This window comes from Fictibacillus solisalsi (assembly GCF_900103485.1).
In the GTDB taxonomy this organism is placed as follows: domain Bacteria; phylum Bacillota; class Bacilli; order Bacillales; family Fictibacillaceae; genus Fictibacillus_C; species Fictibacillus_C solisalsi.
Map to the genome: position 1 here is coordinate 1 of NZ_FNHW01000001.1, position 25,972 is coordinate 25,972.

Here is a 25,972-nt window from a genome sequence, read left to right on the forward strand (position 1 = left end):
AACGTTTCTTTTAATCAACATAAACAACAGTTAACACTATGTGCAGATTGCTATCATAAAATTACTCAATCTATGAATACAACAGGAGGTATGAACCCTATGAACCAATTTTCATCCTTCGATGATTTCTTTAAACAAATGATGAACAACGGCATGAACTCAGGTTTTTCCGGCCAGCAATCCCAGCAGTCCCAACAGCAAGGTGGTGGCAGAGGCAGGGGCGGAGGTTTCCTTGACCAATTTGGCCGCAACATCAGCCAGGCTGCAAAAACCGGTCTCATCGACCCTGTGATCGGCCGTGAGGAAGAAATAAACCGTGTGATTGAAATTTTGAACCGTAGAAACAAAAACAATCCGGTTCTTATAGGGGAACCTGGGGTTGGTAAAACAGCTATTGCTGAAGGATTGGCATTGAAAATTGCCGAAGGTACAGTACCGTCCAAGCTTCTTTCCAAGGAAGTCTATTTGCTTGATGTAGCTTCTCTTGTAGCAGATACAGGTATTCGCGGACAATTTGAAGAGAGAATGAAGCAGCTGATTGCTGAGCTTCAAAAGCGTAAAAATGTCATTTTGTTCATTGACGAGATTCATCAGATCGTCGGTGCAGGATCAGCCGAGGGATCAATGGACGCCGGCAATATTTTAAAACCGGCACTTGCCCGAGGCGAACTTCAACTGGTGGGTGCAACGACACTGAAAGAGTATCGCAAAATCGAAAAAGACGCGGCATTGGAGCGCCGTTTCCAACCGGTTATCGTTAACGAACCAACTCCTGAAAAGGCATTTGAAATTCTTAAGGGTCTAGCTCCGAAATATGAGCAGTACCATGAAGTGACATTTTCAGAAGATGTTTTAAGAGCGTGTGTAGCCTTGTCTCACCGCTATATCCAGGACCGCTTCCTTCCCGATAAAGCAATCGATCTTATGGACGAAGCCGGTTCCAAAATCAACTTGCTTCATTCAGGCAATGAAACCTCTTCCATTGAAGAGCGTTTAGAGGAAATTTCAAAAGAAAAAGAACAGGCAGCAATGAATGAAAACTATGAGCTTGCTGCAAAACTCCGCCAGGAAGAGCTTCAATTGCAGGCAAAATTGAACGAGAATGAAGGCAAAGAAAAAGCGGCCGTTACCCTTGAAGATATTCAATCCATCGTTGAGCAAAAAACCGGTATTCCGGTTAAAAAACTTCAGGAAGACGAACAGGCAAAAATGAAGGACTTGGCGAAGAACCTTTCCCAAAAAGTCATCGGACAGCAAGAAGCGGTTGAAAAAGTGTCCAAAGCCATCCGCAGAAGCCGTGCCGGTCTGAAAGCGAAGAACCGTCCAATCGGATCCTTCCTGTTTGTCGGTCCGACAGGGGTAGGTAAAACCGAGTTGACCAAGTCACTCGCAGAAGAATTATTTGGTGATAAGGAAGCCATGATCCGTCTTGACATGAGTGAATACATGGAGAAACATGCCGTATCCAAGCTTATCGGCTCACCTCCTGGATATGTCGGTCATGATGAAGCCGGACAATTGACTGAAATGGTTCGCCGCAAGCCGTACAGCATTATTTTGTTGGATGAAATTGAAAAAGCGCATCCCGATGTACAGCACATGTTCCTGCAAATCCTTGAGGATGGCCGCTTAACTGACAGCCAGGGCCGTACCGTATCCTTTAAAGATACAGTTATCATCATGACAAGCAATGCCGGCAGTGGTGTAAAGCAAACCAAAAAATTAGGATTTACCAACGAAGTCGCGGAAGTACAAAAAGAAACCAATATTCTTGATGCCATTGGTTCCTACTTCAAACCAGAATTTCTGAACCGTTTTGACAGCATTGTACAGTTCCAATCTCTAAAAGAAGGTGACCTTGTACAAATTGTTGACCTGATGCTTTCCGAACTGAAAGAGAACCTGGTGGAACAGGGAATCACAATCAATTTTACGGATGAAGCGAAGAAGAAAATAGCTGAATTGGGCTACCACCCAGCATTCGGTGCACGTCCGTTGCGCAGAGTGATTCAGGAAAAAGTAGAAGATGCCGTAGCAGATGTTTTACTGGATCAGGAAGAAAACAAAGCGTTAAAAGTAGATGTTCGTGAAAATGAATTAGTCGTAGAATAAAAAAAGAGCCATGCGTGCTGACGCATGGCTTTTTTGTATAATTATGTGGGCAGACTTAATCGTTGTCCTTGGAGCGAATAATGGTCAGCACTAGCATGGAAAAACCAATCATCAACGACATTGCTTCGAATACTGTCATACCATTCCCTCCCCCTAATTGTTGGGCTAGAACGTTTTATTCGAATGAGCCGCAGTCCCTGTCTTATGTATTCCTATTTTATCCCGATTGCCAATATATAACAAGAATCGTTATAACTATTTCAAAACATTCCCAATAGTTCAATGGTACTAATTTACCAACCGAAAAGTCAGTAAATTCAGACAAATTAAAGATTTGATATGGATTCGGGACCTTTTTACCACTACCGATTTATGGGGATCTTGCTGCCATACAGCTGGCAGGAATTCTGAATGGCCATTTGTTACAATAGAGCGGGGAGGAATCCAAATGCTTAAATATAAGCTGAACGTACTGGATGTTTTTGAGGTGAAAGAGCATTATATTGAAGGAACAAAGGAAGTACACATTGACACAGTGATTCTGAATCCGGATGGAAGCGAGTTTTACCGGGGAATCACAGCGGTTAGGTTTAACACGCATGGTATTTACCCGCAATTGGACACCTTAAAAGGAATTTTTGACGATAAAAACAGCTTTATGGATTTTGTCAGTTATTTGCGCCGCTATATTAAACAACAGGTGCGGTATTTGTAGGAAGGAGTAACAGCATGAATTATGTATGGTATGCAAGTTATGGGTCAAACATGAATAAAGACAGGTTTTCCTGTTACATAGAAGGAAGACAGGCAGAAGGAAGCTCCGAACCGGAAAGAGGATGCAGGAACTGCAATCCTCCACTGGAAGATCGACCGGTTGAAATTGAATATCCGCTTTATTTTTCAAAGCAGGAAAGCAAATGGGGAGCAGGAGGAGTGGCTTTTATCGGCCATCAGCCCGCTGCTTCATCTAAAACCATCGGCCGCATGTACTTAATCACAGAGGAGCAGTTTATGGATGTTGCTTCACAGGAGAACGGCATTGACGGGCTTGAGTTTGATTTTGAAAAGATTAAAGAAGCCCGTTTTCTTCCTTTGACAGAGGGATGGTATGGCACCATTGTTTATCTAGGAGATTGTGATGGCTATCCTATTTTCTCTTTTACCTCCAATCGTGATATGGGGGAGGAAGAATATGTGGCTCCAGCTTCTGGGTATCTTCGTACCATTGCCAAAGGATTGAAGGCATTGGGAATGACGGATGAAGGAATTTTGGATTATCTGGGGGAGAAAAACGGCCTTAAGAGCGCAAAAACGAGAGAGCAGATCAAGATAGATTCTGGACTAGCGTAAAGGTCTTAGTTATATTGGTCTGATATTGAATGTTAACGGTAAAATAGGCACCAAGACGCAAGTCTCTAGATGCTTACACAATGGTGGAAAAGGTGAGATAATGTAATCCCCTATACATATGAGATGCCTTGACCAGGGCATCTCTATTTTTTTTGCAAACACCAAAAAGCACTGTCCAGGACAAGGACAGTGCTTATTTCTGCTGATAAGGTGCTTCCAAGGTTTTAATCATTTGTTTAGCAATCATTTCATGGCCTTTATCATTGGGATGAATGGCATCGTAAATCCATTCTTTTCTGTTTTCAGGTTTCAGTACCTCACTGCTCGGGATGACAATCGATGGTTTATTGTTGGCAGTGGTTTCGTAGGCGATCAGATTCCAGTCATTCAATAACTTTTTCGTGGCAGGAAAAAAAGTCTCCTCTGAGTCTACCGCGTTGTACAATTCGTTGTATACAAGGATGGCGTCAGGATTTTCTTTTCGGATGATGGAAAAGATCTTTACCAGATTATCCTTATAGGATGATTTAACATTGGCGTAATCCTGCAGTGCTTTAACCGGCCCTTCCTGTAATGCGAGTTTAACGAGATCATTGCCCCCAATATTGATCGTAATCAAATCTGCCGAATGAATCCGCTCCTTCATATCAGGGGTGGATAAAATTCTGAGCAGGTCGCCGCTTGTTGCCCCGGATATGCCCTGGTTATCCAGAATCGCTTTCTTTCCTGTAAGCGAGGATAACTCATCATTGGCTATTTTGATAAACCCACCTTCAGTCGATCCCCGTCCCTGAATGACTGAATCTCCCAGGGCAAGATGATGAATGGCCTTCCCGGGAAGGTTTCTTAAGTGGCCGATATAGGAAACATTATGGGATTCAGGCTTATCGGCTGAGTCCTGTATAGCGGCATTTTGCGCTTTCAAACGGTCAATTTTAAATTGAGGATAATAATACCATCCCCCGACAGAGACAATTATCAAACCTAAAAGGATGAGCGCCAGCCATAGCCATTTCTTCATATGCTGCCCCCTTTCAAGGTCCCCATTTTAAACCATTTCTCCCTCTCCTATCAATATATTAGCATGAAAGAAACATATGAGAGCGATATATGACTGGAAATTTAAGGAGAAGGAAAACAGCCAGACCATACAGAATGGATTAAAAAAGGGGGAGTGATGGTGGAAACTGCCGTTCAAATTGAAAAACAGCGTCCTAAAAGGAGCCGCTGGAAGAAAACAGCCATGATCATGATAACAGGGGTTCTCATAATCCTTGTGATTTCAGGGACAGCCGCTTATTGGCTCATGAGAAAAAGTCTCCCGGTGACCACCGGGACAGAAACGATTTCTTCACTAACTTCTCCAGTGAACGCCTACAGAGATAAAAATGGTGTACCGCATATTGTAGCCAAAAATCTGAAGGACTTGTATATGGCGCAAGGCTATGTAACGGCTCAGGAACGGATGTTTCAAATGGACTTAAGCAGACGACAGGCCTCAGGGCAATTAAGTGAGGTGATTGGTGAAAAGACAGTGGAGAAAGACCGTTTTTTTAGAACGATGGGTTTGCGCAGGGCAGCAGAGGCCTCCTTCGAGGTATATTCTCCGGAGGCCAAAAAAGTATTGCAATGGTATGCGGACGGTGTGAATGCCTATTTGAAGGAAGCAAAAAAGAAAAAGGCACTGCCGATCGAATTTACGCTTGTGGGCTATGAGCCGAAGAAATGGACACCGGTCGATTCGCTGACCATTGGAAAATACATGGCTTTTGATCTTGGGGGGCATTGGGAAGGGCAGGCCTTCCGACAATATCTGATTCAGCACTTTCCAAAAGAAAAGGCATTGGATCTTTTCCCGTCTTATCCGGAAAACGGAGCGGAAATCATTGGTAAGGCTATGGAAACAAAAATAGACATCAAGACCCGCCTTGCGAGCGCGGTCGTACCAAACGAGTATAATGGTTCTAATAACTGGGTTGTAGCCGGGAAGAAAACAAAATCGGGCAAGCCCTATTTGGCTGATGACCCGCATCTTGGTCTCGCCACACCCTCCATCTGGTTTGAAACACAGTTGAAGGCACCAGGTATGAATGTAAGTGGGGTGGTATTTGCCGGCGTACCCGGGATTATCGTCGGTCATAACACCAAGGTGGCCTGGGGAGTGACGAATGTAAGCCCTGATGTGCAGGATTTATATATTGAAAAAAGAAATCCCATAAACCCTGAAGAATTTCTTTATGAAGGAAAATGGGAAAAAGCGAAGATTATTGAGGAAAATATAAAAGTAAAGGACCACAAAACCATTCCCTACAAGGTAACGGTTACCCGGCATGGTCCGATCATGTCGGAATTTGCTCTCGATAAAAAGGAAGATACCGTCTTATCCCTGAAGTGGACGGCGCTTGAACCCTCCACTGAGCTTCAGGCCGTACTGATGTTTAATAAAGCGGAGAACTGGAACCAGTTTAAGAAAGCGCTTACGTACTTTCATACCCCTGCCCAGAATTTTGTCTTTGCTTCCCAGGATGGTACGATTGCTTACCGCGCCAACGGACTAATTCCCATTCGCGGTGAAAAATACGCTTCAGTACCGGTGCCCGGTTGGGATAAGAAATATGAGTGGAAAGGCTACATTCCATGGGGAAAGCTGCCAACGGTTGTTAATCCGAAGGAAGGTTTCATTGCCACCGCGAACAATAAAGTTATCGGGGAGAATTACCATTACCATATTACAGATTCATGGGCACAGCCCTACCGGGAACAGAGGATTAAGGATGTGCTTTCTTCAAAGGAAAAGCTGTCAGTGAAAGACATGAAAATGCTCCAATTTGACAGGAAAAACCTGCAGGCAGAAGAAATGCTTCCTATTCTTCTGCCGCTGATTGAAAGGGATAAGCTGGATCCAAACGAGAAGAAAGCACTGCAGATTTTGAAGGACTGGAATCATAAGGATGATAAAGAACGTGCTGCACCTTTACTGTTTAATTTATGGATGCAGGAATTCAGCAACGTGCTGTTTGAAAAAAAGATTGATCAAAAGATGATGAATCTTTTTGATGGAAAAGCTCAAGTGGTGGATGAACTTATTCGTCGTGCGACTAAAGGACAGGAAGGACCCTGGGTGAAGGAAGCTGGCGGATTGCAAGCTGTCTCCAACCGGTCATTTTCACGAACGGTAAAGGAAGTAGAAAACATACAGGGTGAGGACACGGAGAAGTGGAATTGGGGAGCTTATCATACCCTTCCTTTTGATCATCCACTCGCAGCGATTAAACCGCTTAATCTGCTGTTTAATCCGAAAGAGACGGAGATGGGCGGCAGCCGGGTGACGGTCGGAGCGGCAGGCTGGGACCCTGCGACAGGAAAAGTAAATCACGGAGCCGCCTGGCGGACGGTCGTCGATCTCTCGGACCTGTCCAAATCCTATAATGTCGTCGGTCCAGGGCAATCCGGACATGTGCTGAGCAAGTGGTACGACAACCAGATCAAGGATTGGACGACGGGAAACTATCATGTAACCAATACAAAGGAAGCTTCCTTTAAAAGCGAAGAAAAACTTGTTCTTACCCCGGATCAATAAAACAACCCCCCGGCTCTTTTGAGCAGGGGGGTTGTTTTAAGGGTCGAGCCTTCTGAAGCGTGCTTCAAAGAGCAAATAAACGCCGTAGGCTACGAGACCGAGAGCTACTATGGTCAGGAGAACCTGCCCATAGGGCTGTTTAACAAGCTCCGCAAGTGCTCCGTCCAGTCCCTTCGTCTCATCAGGGTCAGCCTGGACGGCTGAACGGATGAGAAAGATGCCCATAATGGCAAAAACCACACCATGTGCACTAATGCCGAACTTGCCGATATATCGTGCGGTCCTCCATTCCTTTTGATTCATTTCTTCACGCTTTAGCACGTTTAGATATTTTTCTTTATAGGCTTTATAAAAGTTAAATAAACCCACACCAATAATGATGGCGCCAAGAAGACCGATAATAAACTGGCCAAAAGGCTGTGCAAGGACTTTAGCTGAAAGTGTCTGATATTTCTCACTTGATGAACCTGAACTCGCTCTGAATATGATCTTGACAGCACTAACACAAAGGCCAATATAGATGCCTGCAACTATAAGATAGCTGATCCGGGCTATCCAGCCCTTTGCGTCCTTGCCTTTATGCTCGGGATCAAAGATTGCCATAATGATTTGCCACAGCGCATAGCCGGCGAGTCCGATAGCAAGCACCGCGAGGATCACTGAACCGAACGGCTGCTTGGCGACGGTGTAAAGAGCTCCGGAAGAAGTAGTCAATTTGCCGCTTAAACCAAACGCAGTCATGACGGCGAGTACTCCGATGAGAATATAAACTGCACCTTTCGACAGGTGGCCAAACCGGGCCATGCGAACGATCCATGGCTCGGCTTCTTCTTTGTATTCTTCTGCTTTTCTTTCAGCGTGTTCTTTGTGCTGTGACAAATCTTTATCCATAGGGGTTCCCCTTTCAAAGGTTCTATGTACCTAGTACCCATTTTCACCAATTCATCAAACTAACAGACAGCTGTCCACACCCATATTCCATTATTTGCATACCCTATGAAGAAAACCTTATGTAATTTGAACAAAAAGGGAGGGGTATCCATGAAAGAACATTATTATGGCTTATGCTGTCAATATATGGGGCAGGATGTTGAAATTTTAACCCAAGATGGCGGCCGCTACGTAGGAACCATCCAAAATGTTGACGCGGAAAATGTTTATTTGCTTCCCCATCAGGATGATGGTACGGGAAGGTTTTTTCCCTTATTGGGTGCAGGGCTGATCGGTCTTGGACTCGGTACTATTGCGGGCTTTGCACTCGCTCCGCGTCCACCAGTTGCCTTTGGCTACGGTTATGGTTACGGAGGGGTGGCCCCGTTCCCAGGCGCTTATGGAGGCGTGCCGGGAGGATTTGGCGGTTTCCCTGGTGGGTATGGCGGCTTCCCTGGTGGGTATGGCGGCTTCCCTGGTGGGTATGGCGGCTTTCCCGGCGGCTTTGGAGGCTTCTAAATGCACATATGAAAAACTCATCGACCATGGCGATGGGTTTTCTTTTTTCCCGGGAAGAATAAAATTTCTGCATGTCGTACAGACTTGACATTATGGCGGAAAAACTGTACTATTTTTTCCATAATCGAAGATCATAACGCAATGACAGACCAATAGTATCTGAGCCTCTTTAGATGAAGCGAACCGGGGATGGTGAAAGCCCGGGTGAATGTTCAGAGAAACGGAAGTCTCGAGCCATTAATTGACCAAAGCGGATGCAATAGTAATTGCATCAATTAGGGTGGAACCGCGTGAGTACAGCTCTCGTCCCTGGACAAACAGAATTTGTCTATGGATGAGAGCTTTTTGGTTTTTAAAAAGCTTTGGGAGCTTTTGGTTTTCAAAAAGCAAATGCGAGTAAAGGAGAGAATGACATGAGTGTGACAATGGAGCAAGTCGTCAACATGGCGAAACAGCGCGGATTTATTTTTCCGGGATCTGAAATCTACGGAGGACTTTCAAATACTTGGGACTACGGCCCGCTCGGTGTGGAGCTGAAAAACAATGTGAAAAAAGCCTGGTGGAAAAAGTTTGTTCAGGAATCCCCATACAATGTTGGGATCGACGCTGCGATCCTGATGAACCCGCAAACATGGGTGGCTTCAGGACACATTGGAAACTTCAATGATCCAATGATTGACTGCAAACAGTGTAAAGCACGCCACCGTGCGGACAAGCTGATTGAAGATGCGCTTTCCGAAAAAGGCATTGAAAAGATTGTGGATGGATTGTCATTTGACGAAATGGAAAAATTGATTGCAGAGCATAATATTGCCTGTCCTGAATGCGGAGCACATGATTTTACTTCCATCCGCCAGTTTAACCTGATGTTCAAAACATTTCAGGGGGTAACAGAGTCCAGTACGAACGAAATCTATCTTCGCCCTGAAACAGCGCAGGGAATCTTTGTAAACTTTAAAAACGTTCAGCGTACGATGAGAAAAAAGCTGCCGTTCGGTATTGCACAGGTCGGCAAAAGCTTCAGAAACGAAATCACGCCGGGTAATTTTACATTCCGTACGCGGGAATTTGAACAGATGGAACTTGAATTCTTCTGTAAACCTGGCGAGGAATTAAAATGGTTCGATTTCTGGAAACAATACGCCCACGATTTCCTGTTGAATCTTGGCATGAAGCAGCATAAGCTTCGCCTTCGTGATCATGAATCCGAAGAACTTTCTCACTACAGCAACGCCACGACTGATTTTGAATACCAGTTCCCGTTTGGATGGGGCGAGCTGTGGGGAATTGCTTCCCGCACCGACTTTGACTTGAAGCGGCACAGCGAGCATTCCGGAGAAGATTTTAATTATATTGATCAGGAAACGAATGACCGCTATATTCCGTATTGCATCGAACCATCACTTGGAGCAGATCGTGTTACACTTGCCTTCTTGATTGATGCCTATGAAGAGGAAGAGCTGGAAGGCGGAGACACACGAAATGTGCTTCATCTGCACCCTGCCCTTGCGCCGTTTAAAGCAGCGGTGCTTCCACTTTCCAAAAAGTTATCTGAGGAAGCGCGAGAAGTGTTCGCAGGTCTTGCCAGGGACTTTATGGTGGACTATGACGAAACCGGATCAATCGGAAAACGATACCGCAGACAGGATGAAATCGGAACGCCTTTCTGTATCACGTATGATTTTGATTCCAAGGAAGACCAGCAAGTAACAGTCCGTGACCGGGATACAATGGAACAGGTGCGTATGCAGGTATCTGAATTGCGTGCGTTCCTCGAGGAAAAAATCAGCTTCTAATCACTTTACATTTTTTCCGCTCGTGGTAAGATGAAAATAACTTCATATTTTAGCAACACTGGGGGAGCCTTCTGGGCTGAGACTGAATGTACTATTCTAAACCCTTTGAACCTGATCTGGATGATGCCAGCGTAGGGAAGTGACACTGCACAGCTTTGACAGCTGCTGCAGCTGATTTTAAAAAACGTGAATCAGCCACTCTTTCTGCGCAAAGAGTGGCTTTTTTGTATGGAAATGAGGATTGGAAATGGACCAAATGGAGTTCCATGTCATCACGGATGGCAAACAGAGTGAAGATCGCTGTCTTTCAGTGGCATCCATTCTCTCCCCCCACGTGACAGCTATACATATCAGAGAAAACAGCCGTGGTGCAGGCGACATTTACAGATTGTCCGAAAAGCTGAAGCAATGTGGGGTACAAAGAGAAGCCATTTATATGAATGACCGTGTGGATGTTGCGGCAGCTGCAGGACTCGGTGGCATTCATTTAAAGGAAAGCAGTCTTGCACCAGATGTGGTCAGGCATCATTTTCCCTCTTTTAGAATTGGGCGGTCAGTCCATTCAAGGGAAGGGGCCATCCAGGCGGAAAAGAAGGGGGCGGATTATCTTTTCTTTGGTCATGTTTTTTCGACCGAAAGCAAAAAGGAAAAAGAGCCAAGGGGACTTGCTCAATTGCGTGAAGTGGCCGAAGCGGTCAGCATTCCGGTTCTAGCCATAGGAGGTATTTCCCCAGAGAGAGTTGGCGCCATTCTCAGTGCAGGAGCATCTGGCATCGCTGTCATGTCAGGAATCTGGAAGGCAGATGACCCTGTTTCAATAGCTAAACAGTATAAAGCAGCTTTAATGAAAGGGAGTGATCAGGATGCGCAAACATTATGATGTCATCATCGTCGGCGGAGGGGTCATTGGCAGTTCAATCGCTTACTTTCTTCGCCGTCACACCCCTTACACCGTCCTTGTATTGGAACGAAACAAAATTGGAAGTGAAGCCTCTTCAGCGGCGGCCGGCATGCTCGGAGCCCAGGCAGAGATTCATGAAGCAGGCCCATTCTATGAGATGGCCAGACAGAGCAGGCAGCTTTTTTCAGGACTGGGTCAAGAACTGAAGGAAATCAGCGGTGTAGACATGGAATGGGTGGATAAGGGATTGCTTAAAACAGCCAAAGACGGCTGTGAGGCAGAAAGGCTTAAGGATTTGGCTGCCTTTCACAGGGCGAATGGCGAGCCTGCCGAGTGGATGGACGCGGAGGAACTGCGGGAAAAGGAACCAAATGCATCCACAGAGCTGGCGGGAGCGCTGTTTTTGCCGAAGGACGGCCAGGTGAATGCTCCCAAGCTAACGCAGGCTTATGCCCAGGCGGCCGTAAAGCTGGGTGCCGATTTTATGGAGTATACAGAGGCTGCAAACTTCGAATTCGCCCAGATGGGAACAGGGGTGCAAACCAGCGCAGGGACGTTTTATGGGGAAAAACTAGTGCTGGCTTCAGGCGTATGGACAGGGAGACTTGCTGCCCAGACAGGGCTTCATATGCCGGTCTTCCCCGTAAAAGGAGAATGTCTGTCGTTGAATTTTATGGAGCCTGTGATTACCTCAAGCATCATTTCAGAAGACTGCTACCTAGTGCCGAAACAAGGAGGCAGACTGGTGATCGGTGCAACGATGCGTTCCGGAACCTATGACCGGAAAGTAACCGCTGAAGCTGTCGGGCAATTGCTTGAAGGTGCCATAAGGGTGGTTCCAGGCATCCGGGATGGAGAATGGGAGAAGGCGTGGAGCGGCTTCCGTCCGCAGACACCGGACGGCCTGCCGTATATGGGGAAACATCCCCGCCATCCCAACATTTACTTTGCGGCCGGACATTTCAGAAACGGAATACTTCTAAGCCCGATTACCGGCCAATGGATGACCGAGCTGATTTGCGGAAGGAAAGAGGAGCAAAGTCTGGTTGAGTTTGCGCCCGACCGGTTTGTACTTGAACAAATGAAAGGATGAGGGGACATGAAGCTGATCGTAAACGGAAACACAATGGAAATCGCCCGGGTTCAGACAGTCGAAGATTTGATCAAAGAGTTAAAGCTGGCTGGCAAGGGAGCGATTGTTGAGCTAAATGAAGAAATCTTAAACAAAAGCCAGCATGCTGAAACGGTATTGGCCAACGGAGATAAGGTAGAGATTGTCCATTTTGTAGGAGGAGGATGAGCATTATGCTTAAAATTGGAAACCATGAATTTTCTTCACGTCTTCTTTTGGGAACAGGGAAATTCCCGGATTTTGATGTTCAAAAAGAAGCGGTTAATGTATCGGGCACAGAGATTCTGACATTTGCAGTCAGGAGAATGAATATTTTTGACCCGGATCAGCCGAACTTTTTGGAAAAGCTGGATGCGTCGAAATATACCCTGCTTCCCAATACGGCGGGTGCCAAAACCGCCGAAGAAGCGGTCAGGATTGCAAAGCTGGCAAAAGCATCAGGTTTATGTGATATGATTAAGGTGGAAGTTATAGGAGACTTTAAGACCCTTTTGCCTGATCCGGTAGAAACGCTGAGAGCGTCGGAGATCTTGTTGAACGAAGGATTTACGGTTCTGCCTTATGCTTCTGATGATGTACTTCTTGCAAAGAAATTAGAGGAACTTGGCGTGCATGCCATCATGCCCGGAGCTTCACCAATCGGTTCGGGCCTTGGAATCATCAACCCCTTAAATATCAGCCTGATTGTCGAGCAGGCAACCATCCCGGTTATTGTTGATGCTGGAATCGGATCCCCTGCGGATGCCGCTTTGGCGATGGAGCTCGGAGCGGATGGTGTTTTGCTGAACACAGCCGTCTCGGGCGCTGAGAATCCTGTGAAAATGGCAAAAGCGATGAAGCTTGCGATTGAAGCGGGCAGGCTTGGTTATGAAGCGGGACGAATTCCAAAGAAACGGTATGCCACGGCAAGCAGCCCGCTGGAGGGAATGAGTGTTTAATGAACGATCGCTACTCCAGGCAGATCTTATTTGATCCGATCGGAGAAGAGGGCCAGGAGCTCCTGGCAAATAAGCATGTGCTGATCATTGGTGCTGGGGCACTGGGAACGGGAAATGCTGAAGTTCTTGCCCGTGCGGGCGTTGGTAAAATTACTATCGTCGACCGGGATTATGTGGAGTGGAGCAACCTGCAGCGGCAGCAGCTGTTCAGCGAAGAAGATGCAAAATACAGGATGCCTAAAGCAGTGGCGGCAAGAGAGCGGCTGGAACAGCTCAACTCTGATATCCAGGTTGAAGGGCTTGTCATGGATGCAGGTGCCGAGGAGCTGAGAGAGCTGACAGAATATGTCCATCTCATCATTGATGCCACGGATAATTTTGATACAAGGCTTTTGATTAATGATATTTCTCAGGAAACCAAGATTCCATGGATCTATGGTGCCTGTGTAGGAAGCTATGGCCTTAGCTACACAATTTTACCTGAGGAGACTCCTTGTCTGAGCTGTTTGCTGGAAAAGGTGCCGATGGGTGGAGCGACTTGTGATACAGCAGGCATCATAGCACCTGCAGTACAGATGGTTGTAGCCCATCAGACAGCGGAAGCGTTGAAGCTGTTAACCGAAAACAAGAAAGCACTCCGGAACAAACTGGTATCCTTTGACCTTTGGAACAATCATTACATGGCGATGGATGTCAGGAAGCTTAAGAAACAGGATTGTCCTTCCTGCGGAAATCATCCAGTGTATCCTTATTTGAATCCTGAAAATCAGACAAAAACCGCAGTGCTCTGTGGAAGAGATACCGTGCAAATCCGTCCCTCTGAACATGGGGAACGGGATCTGGAGGAGCTTTCCGGGGTGCTGGCACGATTGGGAGGCAGGATTGAAGAGAATCCTTATTTGCTCTCCTATCGGGCGGATGAACAGCACCGGCTTGTTTTCTTCAAGGACGGACGAGTTTTAATCCATGGCACGAAAGATATAACTGCAGCTAAAAATCTGTACTATAGTTTGATAGGATAATTGAATAGCACTCTGCTAGGGGAGCCGTAAACGGCTGAGACTGAACACTTTGTTCTACACCCTTGGAACCTGATCTGGATGATGCCAGCGTAGGGAAGCAGGCTTGCGAAACGGTTTAAGACGAATCGATCATACAGCCGCCTTCCTTTTCTGGGAAAGGCGGTTTTTTTTGTGTGTAAAAAGCTTTGTTGTTTCTAAAAGCAGTTGCTTTCCGTTCCAGGGTGCTCGCTTTCCGAGGGCAGGCGCTGAGCCCTGCGGCCTATGCGCCACATTGGTCTCACCTGTCACGCATTTCCTGCAGGACAAGGAACGCTTCGGCAGCAATACATCGCACAAAAATGTGGTGTTGATTTTCGAGGATCTTGCATCTTGCACTTCAATCAACCGTTCAATGACGGATTATGCAAGCACGTTTTAAAGCAACTCTTTGAAAAGAAATTTGGAATAGATAAAGGAGGGTGAGTATGAGCAGTATTCAGGAGAGAATTAATAGATTGGCAGATGAAAGAAAAGAGGATTTGATGGAGATTCTTCGGTCGCTTGTGGCCTTTCGGACAGAAAGCCCGCCGGCCAGAAATACCGGGGAAGCCCAAGACTATATCAAACATCTCCTTCGGGACCTGGGGTTTGAGACAGAGGAGTGGGAGTTGTTTCCCGGTGACACGATTGTGGCTGGAACCAAAACCGGGAGAAAAAGTGAACAGTATCAAAGTCTTATCCTTAATGGGCATATCGACGTGGTAGCGGCAGGAGATGAAGCTGAATGGGAGCATCCGCCGTTTGACTTAAGGAAAGACGGAGATTTTTTGTATGGAAGAGGCACAGCCGATATGAAAGGAGGAATGGCCTCCTCTCTTTTTGCGCTGCAGCTGATACGGGAATTAGGCGTCGAATTGAAGGGCGATTTATATTTTCAATCCGTAACGGGAGAAGAAGCGGGTGAGGCTGGAACAAAATCGTGCGTCGATCGCGGCATGCATGCTGATTTTGCCATAGTTGCGGATACCTCCGATCTTGCAATCCATGGGCAGGGCGGTGTGATTACAGGCTGGATCACAATAAAAAGCAAAATCACTCATCATGATGGTCTCCGTTCGCGAATGATTCATGCCGGCGGAGGCATTGTTGGTGCAAGTGCCATTGAAAAGATGATGAAAGTCATACAGGGGCTGCAGGAACTTGAACGGCACTGGGCCGTAACCAAAGTCTATCCCGGGTTTCCGCCGGGCAGCACAACGATCAATCCTTCGGTTATTGAGGGCGGAAGAAATGCAGCTTATATTGCGGATGAGTGCAGACTTTGGATTACCGTCCATTTTTATCCGAATGAGACCTATCAAGAGGTCGCAGAGGAAATTCAGCAGCATGTGCTTGCTGTTGCCCAAGGAGATCCATGGCTGAAACACAATCCTCCTTTGTTTGAGTGGGGCGGAAAATCGATGATTGAAGACAGGGGAGAGATTTTTCCTGCTATTGATACGGATGAAAACCATCAGGGGCTCGTCATGCTAAATAATCAGCATCACCAGGTGTCCAAGCAGGAGGCTGTCGTCTCCATGTCACCCACAGTGACAGACGCCGGATGGCTGGGACAGGCGGGGATACCCACAGTTATCTACGGACCCGGAAAACTGGAAGAGGCCCATTCGCTAAATGAAAGGGTGGAACTTGGTCAGTTGATTGATCATGCCAAGGTTCTCGCCGGGTTTATTGAAAAATGGTGCAATACAGAAAGGAGCAGTACAAATGACTAAGATCAGTCAGGACCGCTTTACCCGCCAGATCCATAACCGGGTATTGCCGGTGTGGGAGCATATCCACCACCATCCGTTTGTTCTGGGAATTAAGGACGGCTCCCTGCCGATGGAGCGCTTTATGTATTACATGAAACAGGATTACGTATTTCTGAAGGATTACGCCAAGCTGTTTGCACTTGGCGCGGTAAAAGCAGAGGATACAGAAACGATAAAATGGTTCTCCAGCCTTCTGCATGAAACACTGCACACAGAGATGGATCTTCACCGGAGTTATTGCAAAGAAATCGGCATAGGTGAGGAGGAACTGGAGGCCGAAAGGGCGACGCCTATTAATCTCGCGTATACAAGGTATATGCTGACAGCGTCCCAGCAGGGCAGCCTGGCGGAACTGATTTCTTGCCTTTTGCCATGCATGTGGAGCTATCACGAGATCGGAACCATGCTGAAGAGGGAAGTGGAGAACCTGTCCGTCCATCCTTATGGCCCTTGGATTGAAATGTACGCCTCTGAAGAATTCGGCAGTCTTTCACAATGGCTGAAGGATAAGCTTGATGAATTGGCGGAGGAAAAAACCACTCGGGAGTTAGAGGGTTTGCAAAACCATTTTCTGACCACGTCACGATTTGAGTTCATGTTTTGGGACATGGTCTACTACGGGCACGAATGGCCTGTATAGTCCTGCGAAAAGGAGAGCGGATGAATGGCATTCATGATGAATAATGTTTCTTACAGCATTAGACAAGGCGGGCAGTACATGCCCATCTTAAAGAACATAAATCTCTCAGCTGCAGCAGGTGAATTTGTCTCCATTATTGGCAAAAGCGGTACAGGAAAAAGTACACTGCTTAAACTCGCGTGCGGTCTTGAGAAGCCGGATGAAGGGGAAATCACGATTCAAAATGAGCCGTCTGTCCCGGGTGCAGCAGGCTATATGCCTCAAAAGGACCTTCTCCTTCCCTGGCGTACGGTCATGGATAACCTGCTTCTGTCACCGGAGGTCCAAAAGAAGAAAAAAGAAAAGAGAAAAGAGGCGGAAGCTCTCCTGGAACGGGTGGGACTGTCGGCATATGAGAAAGCCTATCCTCATGAGCTATCCGGCGGAATGCGTCAGCGAATCGCTTTTTTGCGCACACTGCTGACGGGTAAAGAAGTGCTTTTTCTGGACGAACCATTTGGCGCTCTTGATGCGATGACCAAAAAAGATATGCATCAATGGATGGCCGCGCTTTGGAGGGAGCTGGACAAAACCATCGTCCTGGTCACACATGATCTCCACGAATCGGTTTTTTTAAGCGACAGGATTATTGTACTGCACCCATCTGGTGAGACGGAAGAAATAACGGTTCCGCTCCCAAGACCAAGAGAGACATTTTTGACCCCTGAAATAACGGAGCTGATTAACACATTGGAGAGCAGTATTAGACATGAATCGTATCAAAGCATTTCTTAAGGATTATTATTTATTTTTAATGGCAGCCATCCTCCTGCTTGGTGCTTGGGAATGGCTTGTGGATTCCGGCAGGCTGCCGTCTTTTATTCTGCCGTCACCGTATGGCATCCTGTTGTCTCTTTTTGAGAATAAGGACATATTGCTTTTGCATACATGGGCGACGTTTAAGGAAACGGTCCTTGGCTTTGTTATAGCGGCAGTGGCGGGTGTTTCGCTTGCGGTTGCCATGTTTTTTTTCAAATCGGTACAACGAACGGTTTATCCCGCGGTATTGATCTCCCAGACCATACCGATCATTGCGCTGTCACCAATTTTTGTGCTTTGGTTTGGCTACAGCATTTGGAGCAAAGTGGCGGTTACCGTTCTGATCGCATTCTTCCCCATTGTGGTGAGCACATATGACGGCCTGAACCACCATGACCGGGATTATGTAGATCTTTTGCGGTCCATGGGAGCACGGAGATGGCACATCTTTAAAAAAGTGCAGCTGCCCATGTCACTTCCCTCATTCTTTTCAGGCATCAAACTTGCTGCGGTATTTTCGGTCGTCGGTGCAACAATCGGTGAATGGCTTGGGGCAAGCGAAGGACTCGGCTACTATTCCAGACGAATGTCCGGCAGTCTGAACGCGGAAGGTGTCTTTTCCGCCATCTTCCTTTTGTCACTGCTTGGCATGTGTTTCTTTGGGGCAGCAGCGCTTGCGGAAAAACGAATGTTCAGTTGGAAAGAAATCAGAAAGGATGTACAACATGAAAAGATGGATAAAACACAGTAAATGGCTGCTTGCGGGGTGTCTGCTTCTCGCACTTGGCGCATGTTCCTCTTCCCCTTCAGAAGGAGGGAAAGGGAAAGACGGATTGAAAAAAGTGAGTCTGATGCTCGACTGGTACCCGAACGCGGTGCATGCCGGAATTTATGATGCGATCGAAAAGGGGTATTTTAAAAAGGAAGGCATTGAGGTGGATGTAAAAATGCCGGCTGAAACCAATGACCCGTTAAAGCTGGTGGCAGCCGGGCGTACGGACCTTGCATTGACCTACCAGCCGCAGGTTGTGCTTTCACGTGCGGAAAACATACCAGTGGTCTCACTTGGCGCGATGGTGAGGCATCCGCTGAATCATCTGATGGTTTCAGACAAAAGCAGCATTCACACACCTAAAGATCTTGAAGGGAAGAATGTAGGCTATCCGTCCATTCCGATTAATGAAGCCATTGTTAAAACGATGGTAAAGCATGACGGGGGAAACCCGGATAACGTAAAAATGACGGATATCGGATGGGATATCATTCCCGCGATGGCTTCCAAAAAAGTTGATGGCATCTCCGGAGGATACATCAACCATGAACAAATTTTGCTGGAAAAAGAGGGGCACCCTGTTCGGTCGATCGATCCAGTGAAATACGGTGTACCTGATTATTATGAACTGGTACTTGTTTCGAGTGAAGATGGACTGAAGAAAAACAGGAAGCTTTACCAAAAATTTTGGCGAGCTCTGTCCAAAGGGCAAGAGGATGTGCAGGAGCATCCGGAGAAAGCGTTGAATATTTTATTTCAGCATGAAAACAAAGAGTTTCCGCTCGATCAAAAGGTAGAAAAGAAAAGCCTTCAAATTCTTCTGCCTTTGATGGACAGTGGCAGCAAAGCATTTGGGTATCAGGATCAAAAGTCGTGGAATAAGGTTTCGGACTGGCTGTATGATACAGATATGATTAAAAAGAAAATAGATACCCAAAAAGCCTACATTAATCTGGAAAAATAACAGAGTAGACTCTGCCTTGTTTGGTTATGTTAAGTACCATGCAAGGAGGTGTCCGATATGGCCAAAAATGAAAAAATCCGCAAGCAAAACGCGGAGCAGCGAAAAGGAAAGGCGGATATTCCAAAGGGAACGTTTGCAGATCCAATCGCCAACCAGGGTGATATCGCCGAGATTAAGAACAATAAGGATAATCAATAATGAAGAAACACGCCCTGTTCTCAGGAGCGTGTTTTTTTGGGCTTTGGTGTATGCTAGAAAGCAGAGCAAGGAGGTGCAGGAATGCTGATATGGGAGCAGAGCGGGCTGGAGAAAGTGATGGATGAACTGGAGATTATGAACTCCAATCCGTTCTATAATGAGCTGTTTTACGGAAAAGGCAAAGTGGAGCCTAAAGATATTTTGGAGGAACTTCAAGATATAAAGCCACCCAGGTTTCGTTATGTAGTTAAAGAAAACGGCAAAAATGCAGCCATTGTTGAATACCTTTTAAATAACCCGAAGGATGGCAAGCCCTGGATCGGTTTCCTGATGGTTGCAAAAGGCTATCAGAAACAAGGGATAGCAAGAAAGGTGTATACGGCATGCGAGCAAGAGCTCAGAAAGATGAAACTTGCCGCATTACGGCTCGGAATCTTAAACGGCAATTCTCCCGCATTCAGCTTTTGGAGCAGAATGGGTTTCAGTGAAATCAATATCAAAGAAAGCCAGGGAAGAAAGATACATATTTTCGAAAAACAACTTTAGCTTCTGATGCTCCTCCTTTTCTCCTAAACTGCAGATTACCCACATATTGATGGTCAGGCGTGCATATCTTCATTGGTGTGCAAAAAAGTTAAACTGCCTTAATATGTGCTTAATCATTGCAGGTTAAAATGGCAGGGAAAAGGAATAGGAGTGGAAGGTATGAAGACATACTGCTTTTTGCAGGAAAAAATGAATTCCAGGACAATATCGAAGCTTGTTCACAAAGCGAACGAATTTGAAGAGTGTCAAATCTATTTTGAATTTGATAACTGCCAGATGAATGCCAAAAGCATGCTCAGCATGAGTAAACTTTCAGGTATGGCGGGTTTGTGCTGTATAACGGCGCAAGGCCAGGATCAGCAGGATTCCCTAGAAGGAATACGGCAGATTTGTGCGGGGAAATTAGTGTAGCCTTATGTACCTGAAAGTTCCTGGAACAGTGGATTTTACTACCCGGCTTCTGTAAACTGGTGGTAACTCAATTTCGCTCGACAGGAGGATTTGTTATGAAAAATGTAATTCCTGGTGTCCTTTTAATGGCTTTGGCTATCACATTTACAGATTTTGCTTTTCATATCGCTGCGAGTGAAAGTTTCAGCGGAACGGTCATCACCAAATCATTTATCAGGGCTCTGGTGCCTTCAATGCTGATCATGTTTTATCTTGAACGGAAAAATAGGTCCAGGAGCGGTTGACGCTCTTCTTCCTCCATGATAAAGTAAGACTAATTTAAAAAAGCTTATCCAGAGTGGTGGAGGGAAAGGCCCGATGAAACCCGGCAACCTTCAGGCAGATTGTCTGAAAAGGTGCCAAGTCCTTCAAAGGTAAAACTTTGAGAGATAAGAGATGAAACCGGAATGTAACTCTCTTATCATTGATAGGGGAGTTTTTTAGTACTAATAAAGTCATTTGCTACATAACATGTTTCAATCTCATATGTACTCTTATCCAGAGCGGCGGAGGGAAAGGCCCGATGAAGCCCGGCAACCTTCAGGCAGTTTGTCTGAAAAGGTGCTACTACCTGCAGGAGAAATCCTGGATGATAAGAGGAGGCCGGGCGCCCTCTTCTTAGGAAGGGGGCTTTTTTCATTTCGGAGCTATTCTCGAGTGGTAAGCCGATCCAATCAAACAAAGGGAGAGATATCATTGAGTGAAATTAAAATTGCATTGCTGGGACTGGGAACTGTGGGAACCGGAGTATATTCCTCACTGCTAAAAAGAAAACCTGAGATTGAACAGTTACTGGGAAAAAGGATCCGTCTGTCAGGAATATTGATCAAAAATCCGGCAAAACCAAGGTCCGATTTTCAAAAAGCGCCATTATACTCCGAGTTTGAAAAAATTCTGGGTAAAGAAGCGCCGAATGTGGTCATTGAAGCCATCGGAGGAATTGAACCGGCACGAACGTATATTACCCGGTCACTCGAAGCAGGGTGCCATGTAATTTCAGCAAACAAAGACTTGATTGCCCGTCATGGGGAAGAGCTTATACGCCTTGCGAAAGAAAAAGGGGTACGCTTTGTTTATGAAGCAAGTGTAGGCGGCGGCATTCCAGTGTTAAGGACACTGAGAGAGCTATTGCGAATAAATAAAGTACAGCATGTGGAGGGAATATTGAATGGAACGTCCAATTTTATACTCTCGCACATGAGAACGACAGGATGCACGTTTCCTGAAGCTCTGGAGCTCGCCCAGCAAAAGGGGTATGCAGAACCTGACCCGACGAATGATATTGAAGGGCTGGATGCTTTTTATAAAGCCATGGTGCTGAGCAAATGGATTTATGGTGTACAGCCGTTATGGGAGGAAGCTGAGGTAAAGGGGATTGGAAATGTGCGTCTTGAGGAAATACAGCTTGCGGAACAGCTTGGACTTCGCCTGAAACATTTGGTGCTCCTGGATGACAGTCTTGAGCTTAAGGTGAAACCGGTGTTGGTAGACAGTGAACACCCGCTTTATGGAGTGGAAGGAGTAGACAATGCCGTCCGCATTCAGACGGATCTTCTAGGCTGTTTAACCTTACAGGGACCCGGTGCGGGGGCTGAAGCAACAGCAAGTGCCATCGTCGAAGATTTTTTATCCCTGTATGAGACGGGCAGTGTTTATCAGGATAAACCGGCAGTCTCGGAAGTGGTTCAAAGAAAACAGGCCAAAGAGGGAACGACCTATCTTCTGATTGGTGAAAAAGAGCACATTTCGGGAGAAACGATTTCTGTCCTTCAACTTCAGGGAGCAGTACTCGATACGGTTTCCCTGCCGGATGCCTCCGTCATTGCGCTCCTTTATGCTGGAGACTTGCCTGTAAGCCCTTTGCCGTTCACGAGCATTTATCCTGTGAGGCTTTCGTCTGCAAGCGAGGCTGCCGAGGAAGTTCTATTATAAACAAAAAGGTCCAGGCGGACAACCGCCTGGATCTTTTTGTTGCTGCATGAACGATTAGCAGCTGCTGCTGCTTTCGCATCCGCCGTGGCCGTGACCGGACCAGCATGCACAGCCGATGATGATCAAGAGGATGAACAATACGATGATAATCGCAAATCCTCTTCCACCGCCATAGCCGTAACCATAACCTCCGTAACCGCCGCATCCGCCGGAATAACCATACCCATAAGAAGCCGTTGACACAGGTACGTTTAACGGAGCGTTCAATGGTGCATTAATCGGTGTGTTTGCATACATTTAAAATTCCTCCTTTAATATCCAATTCCAACATTCTCGATACAGTATATGTAGGAGGCTTCACTCGGTCTGGACGTTTGCCTTGTTGGCAAGCCTAATTACCGATCAATGGAAAACGCACGCTTTAGGAGAGACCATAAGCGTGCGTGCTGATTACTGTGCGAGCAGTGCTTCTATATCTTTTTTCATATCCTTCGGTGATGTTTGAGGAGAATAGCGGGATACGACTGCTCCTTGTTTGTTCACCAGGAATTTGGTGAAGTTCCATTTGATTGCCTTGGATCCTAAAATCCCAGGTGCTTCATTGGTTAAGTAGGTAAAGAGAGGGTGGACATGATCGCCTTTTACATCCACCTTGGCAAACATCGGGAAGGCTACTCCGTAATTCAGCTGGCAAAATTCCTGGATTTCCTCCTCATTTCCAGGTTCCTGGCCGGCAAACTGGTTGCATGGGAACCCCAGTATCTCAACACCCTGATCTTTGAATTCATCATAAAGCGCCTGAAGTTCCTTATATTGCGGAGTAAATCCGCACTTACTGGCGGTATTGACAATAACCAATACCTTACCTTCATACTCCTGAAGTGATTTTTCTTCACCCATGATTGTCTTGGCCTGATATTCGTAAACTGACATAGCATCCTCCCATGTGTACGGATTAACATTCATAGTAATAGTGTAGTGATTTTATTGCTGAAAAGAAAATAAAACGCTTTCCTTTTCAGGGACTATTAGCATGGGTCCAGGGACGCTATTAGTTACATGGAATCATTTTATGGTCAACAAACAATAAAAGACAAAATATTCACTCAATTCATCTTATACTGTAACTAACTTACATATTTTGCATAACAGTCGATTATTGGAGGCGATCTAATTGAAAAGTCGAAAGACAAAGAAAAAGCTCATGGCCGTGTCGATGGCTGCTGCCATTTTTCTGCCTTTGCCGCTAGATTCCGGCCATGCGGCCAGCCCTTCCGCAACGGCAAAGAATGAAGCCATGCTCGTGAAAATCCATCTGAAGAACCGTGCAGACCTGGACAAACTACTAAGCTATGGGATCGATCTTACGGAAAATCTTGACCAGCATGCTGGCCAGGGAATGGAAGCTGATGCTATTCTGACCAAAGAAGAGATGGAAATTTTGCAATTAAGAGGGTACAAGACGGATGTCATTTCCACCCAGCATGAAATTGAAACCTTGAGGCAGGAGCGCCAATTTACGGTACAGCAGGAAAAAGACCTGGCAGCAGCCAAGGACAAGGTTACCATTTTACGAGCCAACTATTTTACAAGCCAGGGCGGCAAATTCCTGTATGTTGAGGCGAAGTCGGATGCAGGCGCTCTCAACTCAACCGTACTCACTGCAACATGGGACAATGGAAAAAATACAGCACCTGGATCAGGTGGAACAGCAGCCCTTGAACGAAATGAGGACGCGGATGTCTATATGTATCATTCGATGCTGCTGCCAGTGGACACCCGTCCTTCAACCGTTAACATTACGAGCAGTCTTGGCGGCACCATGGAAGCAAAAGTGACTGACTGGATCGGTGGCAAAAAACCAACTCCAGGTAAACATTATGTATCGGATTTTACAGACCATTATATGACCCCAACCGAGCTCGATCAGCGGATTACCAAGCTGGCAAAGCATTTTTCCAGTATTGCGGAAATTGTAGAGCTGCCATATGAGACCAATGGTTATCGCCGAAAGGCACAGACGATGATTGGAGAACAGGCAAATCCAGCTTCGGCTGTTGTTCTTACCTCGAAAAAATGGGGCCATGAAGGTGGAAACAGCATCACCCTTCAGGCCGTAAAACAGGAGGGCACCAATCTTCCGCTTACCATTGATACAAAGGAAAACACCATTGTTGTGAAGCTGGCGACTGATGCCTCCGGACAAAGTTCGAGTAAAGCAAAAGACGTCATCCAAAAAATTAATGCAGAGTCAGGAAATCTGGTTACCGCCACCTCTTTTAGAGGCAACAGCGGGGAAGGATATGTTACACCAACGGAAAAACTGAAGCTCACGGATGGCTTAAAAGCGCCGGAGTCGATTTCGCGCGAACCGCATACAATGAAAGCGATTCGAATCGGAAAACATCGGGATGGCTCGAAAGCAGGAGTTCTCCTTTATTCGCAGGAACACGCCCGTGAGTGGGTGACACCGCTCGTATCCGTGGAAACGGCAGAGCGATTGCTCAGAAACTACAGTACAGACAAAGCGACGCGCAAGCTTGTGAATAACCTTGATATTTTTATCGTTCCTTCTGTCAACCCGGATGGAGCCACCTATTCTTTTTATGATTATAACTGGCAAAGAAAGAACATGACCAATCATTGCGGTCCCGAGAAATCGGATCCGGCTCTCCGCAATACATGGGGTGTCGACCTGAACCGCAATCACGGAACCGGTTCGGTGTATGATGGGTATCTGGGCTCTTCCACGGATTGTCAAAGTTCGGTTTATGGAGGTCCTGCCGAACTGTCAGAACCCGAAGCCAAAAACTTGATCTGGCTGGCCGATGAAAATCCGAATGTAAAGTTTGCTATGAATGTCCACAGCTACGGCGGCTATTTCATGTGGCCTCCGGGAGCATACAAAGCACTTGGAAGGGAAACATTGCCGCGTCCGACTGCCGGACAGGAAGCCTTTTTCTGGAGTGCGTCGGAGCGAATTCTGCAGCAAATTAAAGAGTACCGCGGAACAACCATTCTGCCAGGACGCACGGGGCCTGTACCGGATGTGCTGTATTCCGCAGCCGGAAACTCGGCAGATGCCTTGTGGTATAACTATGGCATTTATGCATGGGATTTTGAGGTGGGGGCCGATTTATGGAACGCCCGGGAGAACAAATGGGAGCCGGTTGGATTTCAGCCGCCTTTTGAGGAAGGACATGAAGAGGCCATGGAATTTTCCAACGGCCTGATCGGAATGATGGATGTTGCCTACGATTACGAGCATGACAAGAAAGCGCCAACTTCCACGCTCCACGTGAAGCGCAGTATGGATAATGCAACGCTTGAATTTTCGACATCTGAACCTGCAACGATTTACTATACAACCAATAACAAGCGGCCCACTTTTTCATCCAAGAAAATAAAAATCAGCGGTATTCGTGAAGGAGCGGAAAAACCGGTTCTTGAGCAAACTGCTACGGTCAAATGGTTTGCCATAGATGCGAGCGGCAATATCGAAAATCACTATAAACCCGAGGGAAAAAAAGATAACTACCGCTCCCAAACCGTGAAAGTCAAATAGCAAGGGAAAAGGCAGTAGCACGATAAGTGCACTG

The 25,972-nt window shown here is 46.4% G+C and carries 27 protein-coding genes and 4 riboswitches; of the genes, 22 read left to right on the forward strand and 5 right to left on the reverse strand.

Annotation, left to right across the window (positions count from 1 at the left end; genetic code table 11):
• Positions 1–2,112 (forward strand): ATP-dependent Clp protease ATP-binding subunit (locus BLT53_RS00005; RefSeq protein WP_211516902.1); only part of this gene is annotated, 2,112 nt, incomplete at its 5' end.
• A gap of 55 nt (positions 2,113–2,167) precedes the next feature.
• Here BLT53_RS00005 and BLT53_RS25745 read toward each other — a convergent pair.
• The gene (locus BLT53_RS25745) at positions 2,168–2,251 is read right to left on the reverse strand and encodes a putative holin-like toxin (RefSeq protein WP_353051312.1); all 84 of its coding nucleotides are present in this window, start codon (positions 2,249–2,251) and stop codon (positions 2,168–2,170) included.
• Positions 2,252–2,560: 309 nt separating this feature from the next.
• On the opposite strand from BLT53_RS25745, the gene BLT53_RS00010 reads away from it, so the two are divergent.
• Positions 2,561–2,827, forward strand: coding sequence for a hypothetical protein (locus BLT53_RS00010; RefSeq protein ID WP_090231818.1), 267 nt, complete (start codon positions 2,561–2,563; stop codon positions 2,825–2,827).
• Positions 2,828–2,841: 14 nt separating this feature from the next.
• Positions 2,842–3,462, forward strand: coding sequence for a hypothetical protein (locus BLT53_RS00015; RefSeq protein WP_090231819.1), 621 nt, complete (start codon positions 2,842–2,844; stop codon positions 3,460–3,462).
• Positions 3,463–3,655: 193 nt separating this feature from the next.
• Here BLT53_RS00015 and BLT53_RS00020 read toward each other — a convergent pair whose 3' ends face one another.
• On the reverse strand, positions 3,656–4,483 hold the full coding sequence (locus BLT53_RS00020; RefSeq protein ID WP_090231820.1) for a GDSL-type esterase/lipase family protein: 828 nt from the start codon (positions 4,481–4,483) through the stop codon (positions 3,656–3,658).
• A 156-nt stretch (positions 4,484–4,639) separates the two neighbouring features.
• On the opposite strand from BLT53_RS00020, the gene BLT53_RS00025 reads away from it, so the two are divergent.
• A complete protein-coding gene (locus BLT53_RS00025) occupies positions 4,640–7,042 on the forward strand; it encodes a penicillin acylase family protein (protein WP_090231822.1) in 2,403 nt (800 codons plus the stop codon).
• Between the two features lie 36 nt (positions 7,043–7,078).
• Here the strand turns inward: BLT53_RS00025 and BLT53_RS00030 are convergent, their stop codons facing one another.
• Positions 7,079–7,933 (reverse strand): DUF1206 domain-containing protein, encoded by an 855-nt coding sequence (locus tag BLT53_RS00030; protein WP_090231823.1) that lies wholly within the window; start codon positions 7,931–7,933, stop codon positions 7,079–7,081.
• Positions 7,934–8,083: 150 nt separating this feature from the next.
• On the opposite strand from BLT53_RS00030, the gene BLT53_RS25265 reads away from it, so the two are divergent.
• The 17 genes from BLT53_RS25265 to BLT53_RS00110 all read left to right on the forward strand — a co-directional run bounded on the left by BLT53_RS25265 (position 8,084) and on the right by BLT53_RS00110 (position 22,373).
• Positions 8,084–8,491 (forward strand): hypothetical protein, encoded by a 408-nt coding sequence (locus tag BLT53_RS25265; protein ID WP_139168352.1) that lies wholly within the window; start codon positions 8,084–8,086, stop codon positions 8,489–8,491.
• Positions 8,492–8,904: 413 nt separating this feature from the next.
• Positions 8,905–10,287, forward strand: a complete 1,383-nt coding sequence (locus tag BLT53_RS00040) for a glycine--tRNA ligase (RefSeq protein WP_090231825.1) — start codon at positions 8,905–8,907, stop codon at positions 10,285–10,287.
• A gap of 50 nt (positions 10,288–10,337) precedes the next feature.
• Positions 10,338–10,442: riboswitch (TPP riboswitch) on the forward strand.
• A 92-nt stretch (positions 10,443–10,534) separates the two neighbouring features.
• The gene (locus tag BLT53_RS00045; RefSeq protein WP_090231827.1) at positions 10,535–11,167 is read left to right on the forward strand and encodes a DUF561 domain-containing protein; all 633 of its coding nucleotides are present in this window, start codon (positions 10,535–10,537) and stop codon (positions 11,165–11,167) included.
• Entirely contained in the window at positions 11,151–12,281 is a 1,131-nt protein-coding gene (gene thiO / locus BLT53_RS00050; RefSeq protein WP_090231828.1) for a glycine oxidase ThiO, read from the forward strand. Before BLT53_RS00045 ends, thiO begins: the two co-directional genes overlap by 17 nt.
• Before the next feature lie 6 nt (positions 12,282–12,287).
• Positions 12,288–12,488: a sulfur carrier protein ThiS gene (thiS, locus tag BLT53_RS00055; RefSeq protein WP_090231830.1), complete on the forward strand. Its 201-nt coding sequence runs from the start codon at positions 12,288–12,290 to the stop codon at positions 12,486–12,488.
• A gap of 5 nt (positions 12,489–12,493) precedes the next feature.
• Positions 12,494–13,258 carry a thiazole synthase gene (locus BLT53_RS00060; RefSeq protein ID WP_090236580.1) on the forward strand — a complete coding sequence of 255 codons (765 nt, stop codon included), beginning with the start codon at positions 12,494–12,496 and terminating at the stop codon, positions 13,256–13,258.
• Entirely contained in the window at positions 13,258–14,280 is a 1,023-nt protein-coding gene (locus BLT53_RS00065) for a thiazole biosynthesis adenylyltransferase ThiF (protein ID WP_090231832.1), read from the forward strand. The genes BLT53_RS00060 and BLT53_RS00065 overlap by 1 nt, the downstream gene beginning before the upstream one ends.
• 7 nt (positions 14,281–14,287) lie before the next feature.
• Positions 14,288–14,393, forward strand: a riboswitch (TPP riboswitch).
• Between the two features lie 351 nt (positions 14,394–14,744).
• Positions 14,745–16,034, forward strand: a complete 1,290-nt coding sequence (locus tag BLT53_RS00070; protein WP_170834174.1) for an acetylornithine deacetylase — start codon at positions 14,745–14,747, stop codon at positions 16,032–16,034.
• Positions 16,027–16,713, forward strand: coding sequence for a thiaminase II (tenA, locus tag BLT53_RS00075; protein WP_090231834.1), 687 nt, complete (start codon positions 16,027–16,029; stop codon positions 16,711–16,713). Before BLT53_RS00070 ends, tenA begins: the two co-directional genes overlap by 8 nt.
• Before the next feature lie 24 nt (positions 16,714–16,737).
• Positions 16,738–17,487, forward strand: a complete 750-nt coding sequence (locus BLT53_RS00080) for an ABC transporter ATP-binding protein (protein ID WP_090231836.1) — start codon at positions 16,738–16,740, stop codon at positions 17,485–17,487.
• The gene (locus tag BLT53_RS00085) at positions 17,462–18,262 is read left to right on the forward strand and encodes an ABC transporter permease (RefSeq protein ID WP_090231838.1); all 801 of its coding nucleotides are present in this window, start codon (positions 17,462–17,464) and stop codon (positions 18,260–18,262) included. The genes BLT53_RS00080 and BLT53_RS00085 overlap by 26 nt, the downstream gene beginning before the upstream one ends.
• Positions 18,237–19,247 carry an ABC transporter substrate-binding protein gene (locus BLT53_RS00090; protein ID WP_090231839.1) on the forward strand — a complete coding sequence of 337 codons (1,011 nt, stop codon included), beginning with the start codon at positions 18,237–18,239 and terminating at the stop codon, positions 19,245–19,247. The genes BLT53_RS00085 and BLT53_RS00090 overlap by 26 nt, the downstream gene beginning before the upstream one ends.
• Before the next feature lie 57 nt (positions 19,248–19,304).
• Positions 19,305–19,445 (forward strand): hypothetical protein, encoded by a 141-nt coding sequence (locus tag BLT53_RS24850; protein WP_170834175.1) that lies wholly within the window; start codon positions 19,305–19,307, stop codon positions 19,443–19,445.
• Between the two features lie 81 nt (positions 19,446–19,526).
• A complete protein-coding gene (locus tag BLT53_RS00095; protein WP_090231841.1) occupies positions 19,527–19,991 on the forward strand; it encodes a GNAT family N-acetyltransferase in 465 nt (154 codons plus the stop codon).
• Between the two features lie 159 nt (positions 19,992–20,150).
• Complete coding sequence (locus BLT53_RS00100) at positions 20,151–20,402, forward strand: HPr family phosphocarrier protein (RefSeq protein WP_090231843.1); 252 nt, start codon at positions 20,151–20,153, stop codon at positions 20,400–20,402.
• A gap of 95 nt (positions 20,403–20,497) precedes the next feature.
• Entirely contained in the window at positions 20,498–20,686 is a 189-nt protein-coding gene (locus BLT53_RS00105; protein ID WP_090231844.1) for a hypothetical protein, read from the forward strand.
• A 41-nt stretch (positions 20,687–20,727) separates the two neighbouring features.
• A riboswitch (SAM riboswitch) is annotated at positions 20,728–20,837 on the forward strand.
• A gap of 95 nt (positions 20,838–20,932) precedes the next feature.
• Positions 20,933–21,040, forward strand: a riboswitch (SAM riboswitch).
• A gap of 97 nt (positions 21,041–21,137) precedes the next feature.
• The gene (locus BLT53_RS00110; RefSeq protein WP_090231846.1) at positions 21,138–22,373 is read left to right on the forward strand and encodes a homoserine dehydrogenase; all 1,236 of its coding nucleotides are present in this window, start codon (positions 21,138–21,140) and stop codon (positions 22,371–22,373) included.
• A gap of 54 nt (positions 22,374–22,427) precedes the next feature.
• Here BLT53_RS00110 and yjcZ read toward each other — a convergent pair whose 3' ends face one another.
• Together yjcZ and BLT53_RS00120 are read right to left on the reverse strand one after the other, a co-directional pair.
• Positions 22,428–22,616, reverse strand: a complete 189-nt coding sequence (gene yjcZ, locus BLT53_RS00115; RefSeq protein WP_244520451.1) for a sporulation protein YjcZ — start codon at positions 22,614–22,616, stop codon at positions 22,428–22,430.
• Positions 22,617–22,823: 207 nt separating this feature from the next.
• Positions 22,824–23,306 (reverse strand): glutathione peroxidase, encoded by a 483-nt coding sequence (locus BLT53_RS00120; RefSeq protein WP_090231850.1) that lies wholly within the window; start codon positions 23,304–23,306, stop codon positions 22,824–22,826.
• 241 nt (positions 23,307–23,547) lie between these two features.
• On the opposite strand from BLT53_RS00120, the gene BLT53_RS00125 reads away from it, so the two are divergent.
• Entirely contained in the window at positions 23,548–25,938 is a 2,391-nt protein-coding gene (locus tag BLT53_RS00125; RefSeq protein ID WP_090231851.1) for a M14 family metallopeptidase, read from the forward strand.
• Positions 25,939–25,972 lie beyond the last annotated feature (34 nt).